Genomic DNA, 15721 nt, shown 5'->3' with positions numbered 1-15721 from the left:
CCGACGATGGCCATGTTCTTCATCTCGCGCATGTGCTCGATGCGGATCACGTCCTTGTTGCCGGTGGTGGTGATGAAGATGTCCGCTGACTGAACGACGTCTTCCAGCACGACCACTTCAAAGCCGTCCATCGCCGCCTGCAGCGCGCAGATCGGGTCGACCTCGGTCACTTTCACCCGGGCGCCAGCACCGCGCAGCGAGGCGGCCGAGCCCTTGCCCACATCGCCATAGCCACAGACCACGGCAACCTTTCCGGCCATCATCGTGTCGGTGGCGCGACGGATGCCGTCGACGAGGCTTTCCTTGCAGCCATACTTGTTGTCGAATTTCGACTTGGTGACAGAGTCGTTGACGTTGATCGCCGGGAAGGGCAGCTGGCCCTTCTTGTGCAGATCATAAAGCCGGTGCACGCCGGTGGTGGTCTCTTCCGAAACACCCTTGATCGCGTCGCGGGTCTTGGTGAACCAGCCGGGGCTTTCCTTCATCCGCTTGGCAATCTGCGCCTTGATCACCTCTTCCTCTTCCGATGCCGGCACCGCGAGGATTTCCTCGCCTGCCTCGGCCCGCGCGCCCAGGAGCACATAGAGCGTGGCGTCGCCGCCATCGTCGAGGATCATGTTGGCGCCTTCCGGGAAGGCAAAGGACTTGTCGAGGTAATCCCAGTGCTCTTCGAGTGACTGGCCCTTGACGGCAAAGACCGGGATGCCGGCCTTGGCAATCGCCGCGGCGGCATGGTCCTGGGTCGAGAAGATGTTGCACGACGCCCAGCGGACATCGGCGCCCAGGGCGGTCAGCGTCTCGATCAGCACGGCGGTCTGGATCGTCATGTGAAGCGATCCGACGATGCGCGCGCCAGCCAGCGGCTTGGCCGCACCATATTCTTCGCGCAGGGCCATCAGCCCGGGCATTTCGGTCTCGGCAATATCCAGCTCCTTGCGACCGTAGTCGGCGAGCGAGATGTCTTTTACGGTGAAGTCGTTCATATTTGTCTCTTTTTTAAGATTTTCTGGAATTTTGGGACGACGAGGAAGGCCATCCGCTTATCGTTTGCAGATGGGATACGCGACGCGCTGTGAGGCGGTCTTGCCACTGAACTTTCATTCCCCAGCGACCGAAGTGCGGTCACAAAAGCCCTTTCAGATACTGCCCGTAATCATTCTTGGCGAACATCACCGCGCGCGACTGTATTTCATCGCGGCTGATCCAGCCCTGATCGAAGGCGATCTCCTCGAGACAGCCAGTCTGCTGGCCCTGCCGGTTTTCCAGCGTACGCACGAAGTTGCCGGCATCGAGCAGCGAGCTGTGGGTGCCGGTGTCGAGCCAGGCATAGCCACGGCCCATGCGTTTGACGTCGAGCGCACCCTCGTGCAGGTACATTTCGAGCAGGGTCGTAATCTCCAGCTCGCCGCGAGCCGAGGGCTGAACCTCGCGCGCGCGCGCTGGCGCGGAGCTGTCGAGGAAGTAGAGCCCGGTAACCGCGTAATTCGATGGCGGTTTCGAAGGCTTCTCAATGATCGAGGTGGCGCGACCCTCGGCGTCAAAGGCAACCACGCCGTAACGTTCGGGATCAGCCACGCGGTAGCCGAAAACGGTGCCGCCGGTGGGGCTTCTGTCCGCCTCGGCCATCAGGTCCGGCAACCCGTGGCCGTAGAAAATGTTGTCGCCCAGGACCAGCGCCGAGGGGGCGCCGGCCAGAAAATCCTCGGCCAGCAGGTACGCCTGGGCCAGCCCGTCGGGCGAAGCCTGGACGATATAGGTCAGCGAGACACCCCACTGGCTGCCATCACCGAGGGTGCGGCGGAACTGGTCCTGATCCTGCGGGGTGGTGATCACTGCAATCTCGCGGATGCCGGCCAGCATCAGCACCGACAACGGATAGTAGATCATCGGCTTGTCATAGACCGGCAGGAGCTGCTTGGAGATGCCCATGGTGATCGGATAGAGCCGTGTGCCCGATCCGCCGGCCAGGATAATGCCCTTGCGAGAGGTAGAGGAAATCATGCGGTCAATGCTCCTAGGTCTGTCAGAACGTCCTGCAACCCGGCCCGCCAGTCGGGGCGCGGCAGCCCGAAGGTGTCGGTCAAGCTGCTGTTGTCCATGCGCGAGTTGAGTGGGCGCTTGGCGGGCGTCGGAAAATTACTTGTGGGAATGTCGCTCACCTCGGAGTTGAGCCCGGACTGCGTAAAGATCTCGCGCGCAAAGTTGGCCCAGCTGACGTCCGGCGCGCCGGAGAGGTGATATGTGCCGGACTTGGCAGGATCGGCGATCATTGCGTCAGCGATAGCGAGGCAGGCCCGGGCAATTTCGGCTGCCGGCGTCGGACCACCAACTTGGTCGGCGACGATTGTCAGCCGGTCGCGCTCGGCCCCCAGCCGCAGCATGGTCTTCACGAAATTCGCGCCATGCGCCGAGAACACCCAGGAGGTGCGCAGGATGACATGGGCGCAGCCGCTGGCGCGGATCGCCTCTTCGCCGGCCAGTTTCGAGCGGCCATAGGCATTCGACGGCGAGGTGGGGTCAGAGGGGTTCCGAGGGCTTTCGCCGCTGCCGTCGAAGACGTAATCGGTGGAGATATGCACCAGCGGGATGCCCAGATCGGCACAGGCACGCGCCATGGCGCCGGGGGCTTCCCCGTTAATCCTGGTGGCCAGCGGCTCTTCCTGCTCGGCGCGGTCGACGGCGGTATAGGCGGCGGCGTTGATCACGACGGAGGGTTTGAGAGTGCGGATTGCCTCGGCGCAGGCCGCGGGGTCGGAGAGATCGGCATGGGCGCGGGGGAGAGCGGTGAGCCTTGCAGCCTCGGGTGCCTGACGCTGGAGTTCGATGGCGACCTGACCGGTTTTGCCGAAAACGAGGATCATTTCCCCGTACTCCACCCGTTTGCGTCTGAAGCTGTCTGCCGGGCTGTATCAGATACGGCGCTCACCCCCAGTCGTTCGCCGACCCCGTGACGGTCCTGCAAGGCGCGCCACCAAGCCTCGTTGTCGAGATACCATTGCACGGTGCGTCGTAGCCCTTCTTCTACCGTCACCGAAGGCCGCCAGCCCAGTTCCTCTCGGATTCGCGTCGGGTCGATGGCGTAGCGTGCGTCATGCCCGGGGCGATCGGTAACAAAGGTAATCTGATCGGCATAGGAACCAGAGGCTTTCGGCTGCAGCTCATCGAGAATACCGCAGAGCGTCTGCACCAGCTCCAGGTTCGATCGCTCGTTCTCGCCGCCTATGTTGTAGCTGCGCCCCAAGGCTCCCTTCTCGACCACCAGCAGAAGTGCGTCGGCGTGATCCTCGACATAGAGCCAGTCGCGCACATTCGAGCCGTCGCCGTAGATCGGCAGCGGCTTGCCGGCCAGAGCATTGAGAATGATCACCGGCACCAGCTTTTCGGGAAAATGATACGGCCCGTAGTTGTTCGAGCAGTTGGTCAGTACGACGGGCAGGCCATAGGTTTCATGCCAGGCGCGCACCAAGTGATCGGAAGATGCCTTCGAGGCTGAATAGGGCGAGCGGGGGTCGTAGGGGGTGTCTTCGGTGAACTGCACGGAGGGATCGGTGGGCAGCGAGCCATAAACCTCGTCGGTGGAGATGTGGTGGAAGCGGAACGTCTCGGGCTTGCTGGCATTTATCCAGTAGGTCCGCGCTGCCTCGAGCATGTTGTAGGTGCCGATGATGTTGGTCTCGATGAAATCCCCTGGTCCGTCGATCGAGCGGTCGACGTGGCTCTCTGCCGCCAGATGCATCACCGCATCAGGCTTATGCGCTGCGAATACGGCGTCAAGAGCAGGGCGGTCGCGAATGTCGGCCCGCTTGAAGGCATAGAGCGGGCTGTCCGCGACCTCTGCCACATTGTCGAGACAGGCGGCATAGGTCAGCGCGTCGAGGTTCACCACAGCATGGCCGCGGCTCACCGCCAGCCGCACAACCGCCGAGCCTATGAAGCCGGCGCCGCCGGTGACAAGTAGTTTCATGGAGTCATTCTCTGTATGTGAAGGGGCTGTCTAAGCCGTCCAGACCGGGGGCCTCGGCGTCCTTTTCGCTGAGCACCGGTGGCACGTCTAGCGGCCAGTCGATGCCGATCGCCGGGTCGTTCCAGCGCAGGGCGCCCTCGGTCTCGGGAGCGTAGAAATCCGAACACTTGTAAATGATCTCGCTGTCAGGCTCGAGCGTCATGAAGCCATGCGCAAAGCCCTTGGGCACCAAGAGCTGCTTACCGTTCTCATGGCTCAACTCGATCCCCACCCAGTGGCCATAGGTCGGCGAGCCTACCCGGATATCTACCGCCACATCGAAAAGCCGGCCGCGGCCGCAGCGTACCAGCTTGTCCTGCGCTCTGGGTGGGGCCTGGAAGTGTAATCCCCGGACGGTGCCCACCTGCGCCGAGAGCGAATGGTTGTCTTGGCAGAAGTCGATCTGGATTCCGGCCTCGACAAAGCGCTGACGATTCCAACTCTCGGCAAAGAAGCCGCGAGAGTCGCCGAAGCGGGTAGGCGTGAGGATCAGGATGTCTGGAATGGCAGTCTTGGCAATGTCGAGCATCGAAGGTAGTCCATAGGCTTGGTTGTGAACAGGTGTGTAATTTTGCCCCCACGGCCTTGATCGCTCGCACCAATCACGCGGTGAAAAGCACCGCAACCGACCCGTCATCGTGAGACAGCCAGGAAATTCCAGCTTCCGGCGGTCCAAGGTTGGGGAGCAGCGCACCAACCTGCAGACTCTCGTTATGAATGAGGGACTAGCGGGAGTCAGGTCAGCTCCGCTGGACGTGATCGAGCGGTTCCGCAAACTCTGCAAGGACTACCGACGGACCTATGCCTATTTGCTCTCGATCCTCATAGACGCCATGATCGGAACTCTGAAGGCCGGTGAGTGTCGCCTCGTCACGCCCGTGAGGACGCGATGAGGTAAAGCGTGGGGCAGGGGGGCGGGCTTTGAATCTGAACTGTCTCTAAACGGATCAGACGATTTCACCCCTTCGCGCCCTGTCCGCGCGCATAGACATCCTCGTAGCGGATGATGTCGTCCTCGCCGAGATAGGCCCCGGTCTGCACCTCGATCAGTACCATTGGCAGCTTGCCGGGGTTCTCCATCCGGTGCACCGCGCCGAGCGGGATGTAGACCGACTGGTTCTCGGTGACGAGCTTGACCTCGTCGTCGACGGTGACCTTGGCGGTGCCCTGAACCACGATCCAGTGCTCGGACCGGTGGTGGTGTGATTGCAGCGACAGGGCGGCGCCGGGGTTGACGTGGATGCGCTTGACCTGGAAGCGACCGCCCATCACCAGGCATTCGTACCAGCCCCAGGGGCGGTAGTCGCGGGGCAGGGTCTCGGCCTGGACAGCGCCGCTGGCCTTCAGCGCCGCGACCGCCTGCTTGACCTCCTGGGCCCGGTCCTTGTGGGCCACCAGCACCGCGTCGGGCATCGCAATGGCGATGACGTCGGTCAACCCGATGCCGACGATCTGCTGGCTCTCGTCCTCGGCGCGCAGCAGGGTGTTGTGACAGTCGAGCGCCGTGGCGCCCTGGCTGGTCACGACGCCGTTTTCGTCCGGCCCGCTCTCCCGCCAGACCGCATCCCAGCCGCCGAGATCAGACCAGGCACCGCCGTAGGGCACGACCGAGAGGTTCTGCGCCTTCTCCATCACTGCGTAGTCGATCGAGATCGCCGCGAGCTTGGACCAGGGCTCGGGCGCCAGACGGGTGAAGCCGAGATCCGCCTCGGCATCGGCCAAGGCCGCGCGCACGCCTGCGAGCATCTCGGGGTCGTGGCGCTCGAAGGCCTCGATCAGCGTGGTGGTGGCAAAGAGGAAGATGCCGGCGTTCCACAGGTGCATGCCGTCGGCCAAAAGCTTCTCGGCCTTGGCGGCGTCGGGTTTCTCGACGAAGCTCTTGAGAGGCTGCGGCACCGGAGCGAAATCGGCACCCGGAGCCTGGCTCAACTCGAGCCAGCCATAGCCGGTTTCGGCCCGCTGGGGCGCAATGCCGAAGGTCACGAGTTGGCCGGCTTCCGCAGCAGGGGCTGCGGCCTGCACGGCGGCGCGAAAACCTGCGGCGTCCGGGATGACATGGTCCGAGGCGGCCACCAGCATCAGGGCGCCGGGAGACCGCGCTTCAAGCGCCAGGGCACCGGCCAGGATGGCGGGAGCGGTATTGCGCGCCTCTGGCTCGATCAGGGTGGCTGCAGCAGCGATCTCGACCGCGGCCAGCTGCTCGGTGACGATGAAGCGGAAATCGCTGCCGGTGATCACTGTGGGCGCGGCGTAGCCGTCGCCCGCGAGGCGACGAGCCGAGGCTTGAAACAGGCTCTCCTCTCCGGTGAGCTTTGTGAACTGTTTCGGGTAGGACTTGCGGCTGAGCGGCCAGAGCCGCGTACCGGAGCCGCCGCAGAGGATGAGGGGGTGAATGGTCTGGGTCATGGAAAATCCGTTCTAGAAAATCGAGCGTGGCCGTTCAGCCGCGAAAGGCGTCCTGGTTATCGAGGAACCAGCGGTAGGTGCTGCGGATACCGTCTTCCAGCTCGACCTGTGCTGTCCAGCCCATGTCCGCCAGCCGACCCACATCCATCAGCTTGCGCATCGTGCCGTCCGGTTTTGAGGGATCGGTGGTGATGCGGCCTTCGAAGCCGGTGACACGCGCCACCAGTTGCGCGAGTTCCAGAATCGAGATGTCCGTCCCGGTGCCGACGTTGATGTGGCTGACCATGGGCTGGGTGTTGGCGTCATAGGTGGTCTTGTCGAGGTCCATGACGAAGAGCGAAGCCTCGGCCATGTCGTCCACATGCAGGAACTCACGGCGCGGCTTGCCCGAGCCCCAGATTACCACCTCCTCACGACCCGCTTGTGCCGCTTCATGGAAGCGGCGGATCAGGGCAGGGAGGACATGGCTGTTTTCAGGATGGAAGTTGTCACCCGGCCCGTAGAGGTTGGTGGGCATGACCGAACGGTAATCGGTGCCATGCTGACGATTGTAACTCTCGCAGAGCTTGATGCCAGCGATCTTGGCGACGGCATAAGGCTCATTGGTGGGCTCGAGCGTCCCGGTCAGTAGCGCGTCTTCCTTCATCGGCTGCGGTACTGCCTTCGGGTAGATGCAAGACGACCCCAGTTGCAGCAGCCGCGTGACCCCGGCCGCGAAAGCCTGATGGATCACGTTGCATTCGATCATCAGGTTTTCGTAGATGAAGTCGGCGGGGTAGGTGTTGTTGGCATGGATGCCACCGACTTTTGCCGCAGCGAGGATCACGGCGTCAGGCTTCTCTGCTGCCATGAAGTCACGCACGGCAGCCTGGTTGGTCAGGTCAAGCTCGGCGTGGGTCCGCGTGACAATCGACAGGGTCTCGCCTGCCGCCTGCCGATTTTCGAGGCGACGCAAGATCGCCCCGCCCACCATACCACGGTGACCTGCTACATAGATCTTCATCGGCGTCACCCCGCCTCAAGACTGATCGGCAGTTCCATGCCATGCTCCTTGAGCAGAGCATGGCGGCGGGCGGTCTTGAGATCTTCGGCGACCATCTCGGCGCACATCTCCTGCGTGGTGATTTCAGGCACCCAGCCGAGCTTCTCCTTGGCCTTGGTGGGATCACCGAGCAAGGTTTCCACTTCCGCCGGACGGAAATAGCGCGGATCGATGCGCAGGATCACGTCACCCGGTTTGACCGAAGGCGCCTTGTTGCCGCGCACCTCGGTGACTGTGGCCGTTTCGGACACGCCTTCGCCAGAGAACTCGAGCTCGATCCCCAGTTCACGCGCCGACCAGGTGATGAACTCGCGTACCGAATACTGCACGCCGGTAGCGATCACGAAGTCTTCGGGCGCGTCCTGTTGCAGCATCATCCACTGCATGCGCACGTAGTCCTTGGCATGGCCCCAGTCGCGAAGCGCGTCGATGTTGCCCATGTAGAGGCAGTCTTCCAAGCCTTGCGAGATATTGGCCAGCCCACGTGTGATCTTGCGGGTCACGAAGGTCTCGCCGCGGCGGGGGGACTCGTGGTTGAAGAGAATGCCGTTGCAGGCATACATGCCATAGGCTTCGCGGTAGTTCACCGCGATCCAGTAGGCGTACATCTTGGCGACCGCATAGGGGCTGCGCGGATGGAAAGGGGTCGTTTCCTTCTGAGGTGTCTCTTGGACGAGTCCGTAGAGCTCGGAGGTGGAGGCTTGGTAGAAACGGGTCTTCTTTTCGAGCCCCAGAAAGCGGATCGCCTCAAGCAGGCGCAAGGTGCCGATCGCATCCACATCTGCGGTGTATTCCGGCGCTTCGAAGCTGACTGCGACATGGGACTGGGCGCCGAGATTGTAGACCTCGTCAGGTTGCACTTCGCTGAGGATCCGCGTCAGGTTGGAGCTGTCGGTGAGGTCGCCGTAGTGCAGTTTCAGCCGCTGCTTGCGCTCGTGGGGGTCCTGGTAGATGTGATCGATCCGCTCGGTGTTGAAAAGGGATGACCGGCGCTTGATGCCATGAACCTCGTAGCCCTTCTCGAGCAGGAATTCAGCCAAGTATGACCCGTCCTGGCCGGTTATGCCTGTAATCAAAGCCTTTTTCATAATCTCGTCTTCAATCCTTGTTCACGAACTGCCCGATCTTGGACAGGTTTTTCCTCACCAGAGCTCCCGCGCCGCCCATACCGTTGGAGCGGAGTGCGCGATAGTCCTCACGGCTCTTGAGGATAATGTGCTTCAGTGATCGGTTGCTCTCGCCGCCAACCCGCATCTTGACCATCACGCGCGGCAAATAGGCCATGCGGATGCCGCCTTTTCCCATGTAACGCAACATCGCGTCGTAATCGGCTGCAATTCGATATGAGGTATCGTAAAGGCCGAACTCCTCGAACACCTTTCGGCGCAGATAGACCGTCGGATGCGGCGGCATCCAGCCATGTTGCAACTTTCTCGGGTCATAGGGCCCGGAACGCCAATGCCGGATCACGCGCGTGGTGTCTTCGGCTGCGACATACTGCAAGTCCCCATAGACCCCGTCGACATCTGGATCCTCGAACAACTCGGCGACATCCGCGAGGACCTGATCATCGGCAAAGAAATCATCCGAATGCATCAATCCGATGACCTCACCTTCGGCCCGCGTAATTCCCTTGTTGATCGCGTCGTAAATGCCTGCGTCGGGCGCGGACTTGATCCGGATATTGCGATTTGATTTCTTCTCTAGGATTTCGAGCGTGCCGTCGGTCGACCCCCCGTCCTGGATCACGTGGTCGATCGCATCATAAGTCTGTTGCGACACAGTCTCCAACGCCTGCCCAATAGTTTGGACACGGTTGAAGACCGCTGTGACGATGGAGATTTTCATAAGGCTTTCTTTGACGTGTGTGGTCGATCTCGTGGCGCGACGGTGTTCGCCCGTCAGGGGCCGTCCCGAAAATTGCGCTAGCGGTCGTTCGATAGGGTTTTCTTCACGTCGATCCCCAGCACGTCGCGGATCGCAGAAACTGCATCAATCTCGTGCCGGCGCATATAGGTTTTCACCTCATGCAGCTTCATGTCGACGAGATACCGATACCAGAAGCCCTGCAATACGTGGAAGGCGGTGCCCTCCTTTCCGTCAAGAAAGCCGAGGCGGAACACATACCGATAGAGGAAATATAAGAACGCTCTCAAACCACCGGGAAGACGCGCATAGACCTTCTCTTTCACCCATCGTTTTACGGCAGCCTGTTGTCCCCCCTTCAAATCGGCGACGGTCTCATGTGGCATAAAGCCATATTCTAGGTTCAGAAGATCCACCACCTCGCGGCTGGCATAAGTGTTGTGCTTATGCGTCCACCAGTTCAGCGAATTGTGGTTGTCGTCGACGATCTCGCCCGTAAACTCGGTCGTGGCGCCGTCGACTAGGATGTGTTCATCCATCCAGCGGTTCTCGCAGCGGCCGCGGCCGGCGCGAAACAGCCGCAGCACGCGCACTGGGAACAGCCCGCCCCACCGGATCGGTCGGCCGAGGAAGGTCATGCGCCGAGGTACGTAGACCCCGTCCACCTCGGACTGCAGGCCGGGCAGTTTCGCGGCGATCTCCTGCGCCAGCTCGGGCGTGATCACCTCGTCAGCGTCCAGCCGCAGGATCCAATCGGTCCCCTCGGGCACGTGATCGATGCCCCAGTTCATCTGCGTCGCGTAGTTGATCCAAGGGTTTTCGCGGACCTCGACTCCCATGTTCCGCGCCATCTCGACTGTACGGTCAGTGGACCCGCTGTCCACCACCAGGACGCGGTCGGCCACCCCGGCCAGCGATGTGAGGCAGCGTACGATGTGGCGTTCCTCATCACGGGTCAGGATCACGGCTGTCAGTGTCATGCAGGATCTTCCATGGTCGTCGTTACAATGCGCCGCCGGGGGCGGCGTGGGAGGCATGGCGTTCGGCCGCGGCCCGCAGGCGGGTGGCGAACATATCGGGCGCAAGGTGCCTCGCGGCCCACCCGGCGCGGACGTTCGCTCCTGGCGCCAGCCCCGGCGGCCCCTGCGCGGCTTGGGTCATAGCCGCGGCTGCCGTGGCCGGGGCGTCATCCGCTAGGTGCGTCACGCCGGGCAGATCGCCCAAGTCGGGGGCCAGATCGTTCCCTGGCGATAGGATTAGCGCCAGCCCCGCCGCCAGCGCCTCGGCCGCAGTGTAGTTGAAGTTCTCGCGGTGCGAGAGCGATACATAAACATCCGCCGCATCCAGCAGAGCCGCCTTGTCGCCGCCATAGGCGGGTCCGGTCACATGCACTCGCCCGCCCAGACCTTCCTGCGCCGCGACGCTGCGGCAGTCCTCGGCGGTGATGCCGAAATCGTTGCCGGTGACCACCAGATGCGCCTCCGGCACGTCCGCCTGCCCAAAGGCGGCGATAGTCTCAAGGGGCCGTTTCATCGGCGACAGCCGACCCAGGTACAAGAACACCGGTGCGCTCTCGGGGATACCCAACCGGGCCCGCATGGCGGCGCGGCGGGCGGGATCACGCGGGGCGAAATCGCCCGGCTCCAGGGGCCAGTGCAGCACTTCGGCCCGGTCGTGGCCCACCAGTGGACGGGCCTTCTCGGCCTCGCGCGGGGTCGAGCAGATTACCGCTGCGGCATCGTGCAAGAAGGCGCGGCCCGCACCGGCCAGGAAGGCGTGCTTCACTACCGCGTCGTGGCCCTGCATCACGAAGGGATCGAGGCTGCCATGCGGCACGTACCAGTAGGGCACCCCGTAGCGGCGGCAGACCCGGTGGACCCAGGGGATATGCCAGCGCCAGAAAGCATGCACCGAGACCAACCGCGCTCGCGCGATCAGCGCCTCGGCCTCGGCGGTGCCGGCAGCGGGCACCTGCAGCTGTTTCAGAAGTGGGCGGGTGCTACCCGTAACCTCGAGCGTGTCGCCCCAGACAAGCGGTTCGCGCGCGCGCTCCGCCGGGTCCACCCAAGAAATCACCCGCGCGTCCAGCGCGTCGGCGAAGGCTCGAATTGATTTCGACGGTCCTCCCGAGGACGGGTAGAGCCCTAGTGTCAGCAACGCGATCACGAAAGCGCCTCCTTCGGCAGGTGTGGCAAGCCGCCTCCGTCAGGGCGGCGGAATGGACGGGAGGGTGTCTGTAGCATGTCGGTCATCGGGCCTTGAAAGTCTGCCTCAGATCCGGCAGGCGGGCGCTCAGTGTGTCCAGCACGTCGCGGATGCGCGCGCGTGCGAGCGCGGGAATGGTGGCCCAGTAGAGGGCCGCGAACACGAGATTGGTGGCCAGCGGCACCATGAAGGCCAGGACCCTGCTGTCGAACACCGAGACGGCGGCCAGCGTCAGCCCGCCTACCACCGCCACATTGGCCAGCACCAAGGCAAAGCTGCGACGGGGAAAGGCCAGTCCGCCCTGTACCAGCACCCGGGTCGCCCCGCCCAGGGCGACGGCCAGCGCGCATACCTCAGCCCCCAGAAGCGCCGCACCCGCGCCGCGCAGCCCCAGCAGGGGCATCAGCGCCAGCGCCAGCGCTCCCAAGCCCGCCGTCGCGGCAACGGCCGCGCCGATCAGCCAGCCGACGCGGTTCTGCCCCTGCAGGACCGCGACCGCCGGCTGAGCCGCGGCGAAGACGATAACCGCCATCACCAGCGACAAAAACAGGACCGGATCGAAGGTGACCGCGCCACGGGTCCAGAACAAGAAGACCGATTCGGCCAGCAGGCACAGGATCAGCATGCTCGGCACCAGCAGCGCGAAAAGGCACAGCCAGACGATGGCGAAGGCGCCCTCAATGCGGTCCTGGTCGCGGGCAGTGATATAGCGCATCAGCTCGGGCAGGACCGGGGCGGTAATCGTGGTCAGGCCTTGATGCAGCACGTTGGCGAAGGTGCGCGTGGTGGCCAGCACCGACACCGCAACGGGTCCGATGAACGCGCCCAGGATCAGACGGAAGCCCTGCTGTCGGAAGGAATCGATCAGCGTGCGCGCCGCAAGCGGCAGCGAGAAGACCACGTTACGAACCCCCTGCCGCCAGTCCAGCGACGTCGGCTGCAAGAGGCCTTCGCGCCGCGCCAAGCGTAGCATGTCCCAAAGCGCCGGCAGGATCGAAGCTACATGCGCCAGCACATAGACCAACACAGCGGTCTTGAACCCGGCCCCCGCCAGCACGGCGATAGCCGGCGCGACCAGGCGGAAGACGGCATTGACCAGCGCCCAGAAAGCCACGCGCGGATAGTGCCCATGCACCGTGTTGGCATGGGCGGTGATGGCATTCAGCGGCATGGTGAGGAAGTTTAGCGCGCTGTAGAGCAACAGGAAGAAAGCCACTGCTTCGACCAGCGGCGTGCCGTACAGGTCGGGCGCGACCCAAGCCAAGAAGCGGTGTGATGTCAGGACAGCCACGATCATCAGTTCGACTGCCGCCACGAAAAAGGCCATTACCACCGAGATGCGCCAGATTCCACGCACCGCGTCGCGCGCGCCGGCGCCGGCCTTCAGCATCTCGCCATAGGCATATTGTTGGAAGGCGCCCGACAGCAGGAACAGGTAGCTGAACGCGCCGATCATAATCAGCCAGACGCCGTAGGTGGAGGCATGCCAATGAGACAGGAATATGGGCACAGTGGCGACTTGGCCCAAGATGTTGGTGGCCACCGTGGCCAGGGTCAGCCCGGTGCCGCGCGCGATGCGGGCCGGCGTGCTCATACCGGCCCGTCCCCAGGATACGCCATGGCAGGTCTCGGTCGAAGGGCCGGGGTCACTCGACCGGACCCTCCCAGCGGGCCAGCATGGCGGTTTCGCGGCAGCAGAAATTGGGGCGCCGGGCTATGCCGATCCGGTCGATGGCCGCGCATAGCCCCCGCGCTGCGCCGATGCGGCGCAACGGCCCCAGCGGCACTGCCCCCCGGCCGCGGCGATCGAGCAGCCGCAGCCCCTCGACCGGTGCGATAAGCTCGTCGGGAGCGGTCCGGTAGGTGAAAAAGCGCATATGCGTGCGGTCGAGAATGCCCTGATCGGTATAGACAAAATGGCCGCGCAGGAACTGCATCCGGGTGCGCCATTCCAACACGTTCGGCACCGCGATCAGTATGTGGCCGCCGGACTGCAGCCGCGTCAGACAGCGGCGCAGCACCGCGACCGGGTCGGTCAGGTGTTCCAAGACATGGGAAAACAGCAGCAGGTCGAAAGGCGCGCCCCAGTCGGCCATCGCCGCATCGGTCAGCCCGTTTTCCAGGTCGACTACATGCACCGCCGTCAAGTGCGGCGCAGCGATGGCCCCCTCCTCGGCGCTGTGGGTCAGGCCCACCACCTCGATCCCCGGATGCATTTCCTGCAGGCGGCGAGCGTTGTCGCCGCCGCCGCAGCCGACATCCAGCACCCGGCGGGTGCACTGCGGCAGCATGCCGAGCACGAGGGGGTTTCCGGCATTGAGATAGGGGGCGGCTATTCTGGTCATGAAAGTGGTTCCTGGTGGGTCCGAGGGGATGTCGAGGAAAACGGCGCTAGCGGCGGGGGGCGGGGCGAATCAGAAGCATCTGCGCGACAAAGGCGATGGGCAACATGCGCAGCACTCCGGTAACGACAGGGCCAAAGGCCGACGGGATCATCACGAGATTGGCTGCTACGCTGAGATAGACGATCAGCCCCCCCGCACCGGCTCGGCCGAAGCCTTCGAAGATCAGGGCCTGTAGGCCCCCGAACAGCGCAAAGCCCAGGATCACTCCCAAGATGCCGCCGGTTACGTACAGATACCCGATCGGCCCCATCCCCACCGATGTGGTCTCGTCCCACCAGTGTCCGCGCACGCGCTGGTTGAACCAGCGGCCGACATCTTGAAAGCTGGGCTTGTTGGGCCAGACTGCGCGGGGGATATAGGCCAAGATCGGGGCCAGAAGGATGCTGTTCTGAAACTCCCGTCGCCTGTGGTCTTGCAGATTGCCGCGATCAACATAGTCGAGCGCCAGCATCGACATGCCTGAAAGATCGACCCGTTCCGCGACCCGTTCCGCGACCGTATTGTCGTGCTGCTGTGTGACCTGTTCACGCAGCCGGAAGGCGGTTTCGAGAGTCTCGACCGCCTCGACAACGGAACCGGGCGGCTCGCCGCGCAGGGCAAGGTAGCCGCGGAACGGCTCGACCACCGCATAAGCCACTACCAGTGCCAAAAGCGCCATCGCCAGAAAGCCCACCGGTAGCCGCCGATGCGTCAGGAAATAGGCAAATCCAGCGATCACGAAGGGAAAGACGGCTTGACTCTTGAACGCGGCTAAGAGCCCCAAGGCCACATGTAGCGCGATCAGCGCCACGATGGCAGCGGTCTCGACCGAGGAGGCGCGACCGCGACGTCCGAAATAGTGCAGCAGAAGCAGGAAATAGGACAGGCTGCCCGCGGCCAGGCCTAGATTGAATAACGCCACTGCATCCAGATGACGTTCGAGCGCCTCCGGCCTGCTGAGCAGGCCGTAGACGCCCAAGTCGATCGCATAGGCCACTAGGGCCAGGTAGCCCACCTGCATGGCCAGGGCGACCGTGACATTGGGGCGGATCTCGCGGCGCAGGGCCGGCATACGCTTCAGGCTGCGCCGCAGCCCTCGCGCGAAGGGCCGCGCCAGCGCATAGCTGCGCAGCATGCAGAAGGCCGCGATCATGGCCAGGATCAGAGTATCGGTTAGCGCGGCGTCGAAGTCCGGTAGCCAGAAAGCGAAACGTGTCATCACCGTGGGTTCGAAGGCTGCCATGGTCGGCCCGGCTAGGTAGGACAGCGCAAAATGGAACAGCAGCGCCAAGAAGGCCGGCGAGAGCAGGCTCAGGGCGTCGGCGCGGCGCAGCAGCAGATGCGCCTCGACTGCCAGGTAGACCGCCAGCACCGCCGCAACCAGATGCGCCGTCGGCAGGCGCGTCTCGGACGATAACGCCGTCAGCAGGTTGATCGCGGCCATCGTCAGCAGCAGCGCCGTCACAGCGCGGCCTGCATGGCGTAGCGTGGGGCGGTCCGTTCCAGAAACCGGAGGTTGCGGCATCGCGGTGGCAGTTGGCAAAGAGGGTCTCACAACGGCGGCATCCTTGCTACGATACGGCAGATTGGTCCCGGTCCGCAGAATGCTCGATCCCGCCGCTGCCGTCCATAACTGCGCGCTTCAGCCCACATGACGGGCTCCAGCAGGGCGGTTCGGGACCGCCAGGCCCTGCCGGTAGTCGACCAGCATGGCGTCGAGATCCGGCAGGCCGTGGCGGGCGCGGCGGTAAGCCCGGGCGTCACGCACCCGCCGGCGCGATGCGGCATCCGCATAGGCCGGCAGGGCCAGCCCAG

The 15721-nt window shown here is 63.6% G+C and carries 14 protein-coding genes; all 14 read right to left on the bottom strand.

Going from position 1 to position 15721, the window contains the following annotated elements; all coding sequences use genetic code 11:
* A partial coding sequence (locus BMW90_RS25110) for an adenosylhomocysteinase (RefSeq protein WP_074840412.1) occupies window positions 1-983 on the bottom strand: 983 nt, incomplete at its 3' end.
* Window positions 984-1122: 139 nt separating this feature from the next.
* A complete protein-coding gene (rfbA, locus tag BMW90_RS25105) occupies window positions 1123-2001 on the bottom strand; it encodes a glucose-1-phosphate thymidylyltransferase RfbA (RefSeq protein WP_074840410.1) in 879 nt (292 codons plus the stop codon).
* The gene (gene rfbD, locus BMW90_RS25100; protein WP_074840408.1) at window positions 1998-2861 is read right to left on the bottom strand and encodes a dTDP-4-dehydrorhamnose reductase; all 864 of its coding nucleotides are present in this window, start codon (window positions 2859-2861) and stop codon (window positions 1998-2000) included. Before rfbD ends, rfbA begins: the two co-directional genes overlap by 4 nt.
* The gene (gene rfbB, locus BMW90_RS25095) at window positions 2858-3964 is read right to left on the bottom strand and encodes a dTDP-glucose 4,6-dehydratase (RefSeq protein WP_074840406.1); all 1107 of its coding nucleotides are present in this window, start codon (window positions 3962-3964) and stop codon (window positions 2858-2860) included. Before rfbB ends, rfbD begins: the two co-directional genes overlap by 4 nt.
* A 4-nt stretch (window positions 3965-3968) precedes the next feature.
* On the bottom strand, window positions 3969-4532 hold the full coding sequence (gene rfbC / locus BMW90_RS25090; RefSeq protein ID WP_074840404.1) for a dTDP-4-dehydrorhamnose 3,5-epimerase: 564 nt from the start codon (window positions 4530-4532) through the stop codon (window positions 3969-3971).
* Window positions 4533-4960: 428 nt separating this feature from the next.
* Entirely contained in the window at window positions 4961-6409 is a 1449-nt protein-coding gene (locus BMW90_RS25080) for a mannose-1-phosphate guanylyltransferase/mannose-6-phosphate isomerase (RefSeq protein WP_074840400.1), read from the bottom strand.
* A gap of 34 nt (window positions 6410-6443) precedes the next feature.
* Window positions 6444-7412 carry a GDP-L-fucose synthase gene (gene fcl, locus BMW90_RS25075; protein WP_074840398.1) on the bottom strand — a complete coding sequence of 323 codons (969 nt, stop codon included), beginning with the start codon at window positions 7410-7412 and terminating at the stop codon, window positions 6444-6446.
* Between the two features lie 5 nt (window positions 7413-7417).
* A complete protein-coding gene (gene gmd / locus BMW90_RS25070) occupies window positions 7418-8539 on the bottom strand; it encodes a GDP-mannose 4,6-dehydratase (protein WP_074840396.1) in 1122 nt (373 codons plus the stop codon).
* 10 nt (window positions 8540-8549) lie between these two features.
* Complete coding sequence (locus BMW90_RS25065; protein ID WP_074840394.1) at window positions 8550-9299, bottom strand: glycosyltransferase family 2 protein; 750 nt, start codon at window positions 9297-9299, stop codon at window positions 8550-8552.
* A 77-nt stretch (window positions 9300-9376) separates the two neighbouring features.
* Entirely contained in the window at window positions 9377-10297 is a 921-nt protein-coding gene (locus BMW90_RS25060) for a glycosyltransferase family 2 protein (RefSeq protein ID WP_074840392.1), read from the bottom strand.
* A gap of 22 nt (window positions 10298-10319) precedes the next feature.
* On the bottom strand, window positions 10320-11483 hold the full coding sequence (locus tag BMW90_RS25055) for a glycosyltransferase (RefSeq protein WP_139211550.1): 1164 nt from the start codon (window positions 11481-11483) through the stop codon (window positions 10320-10322).
* Between the two features lie 82 nt (window positions 11484-11565).
* Window positions 11566-13116, bottom strand: coding sequence for a lipopolysaccharide biosynthesis protein (locus BMW90_RS25050; protein ID WP_074840388.1), 1551 nt, complete (start codon window positions 13114-13116; stop codon window positions 11566-11568).
* Between the two features lie 52 nt (window positions 13117-13168).
* Window positions 13169-13867, bottom strand: coding sequence for a class I SAM-dependent methyltransferase (locus BMW90_RS25045; protein ID WP_074840386.1), 699 nt, complete (start codon window positions 13865-13867; stop codon window positions 13169-13171).
* A 46-nt stretch (window positions 13868-13913) separates the two neighbouring features.
* A complete protein-coding gene (locus tag BMW90_RS25040; protein ID WP_074840385.1) occupies window positions 13914-15371 on the bottom strand; it encodes a hypothetical protein in 1458 nt (485 codons plus the stop codon).
* Between the last annotated feature and the right edge of the window lie 350 nt (window positions 15372-15721).

This window comes from Marinovum algicola (assembly GCF_900109145.1).
Lineage (GTDB): Bacteria > Pseudomonadota > Alphaproteobacteria > Rhodobacterales > Rhodobacteraceae > Marinovum > Marinovum algicola.
Note: the sequence above shows the minus strand (reverse complement) of the source record. Positions and strands in the feature narration are given on the sequence as shown.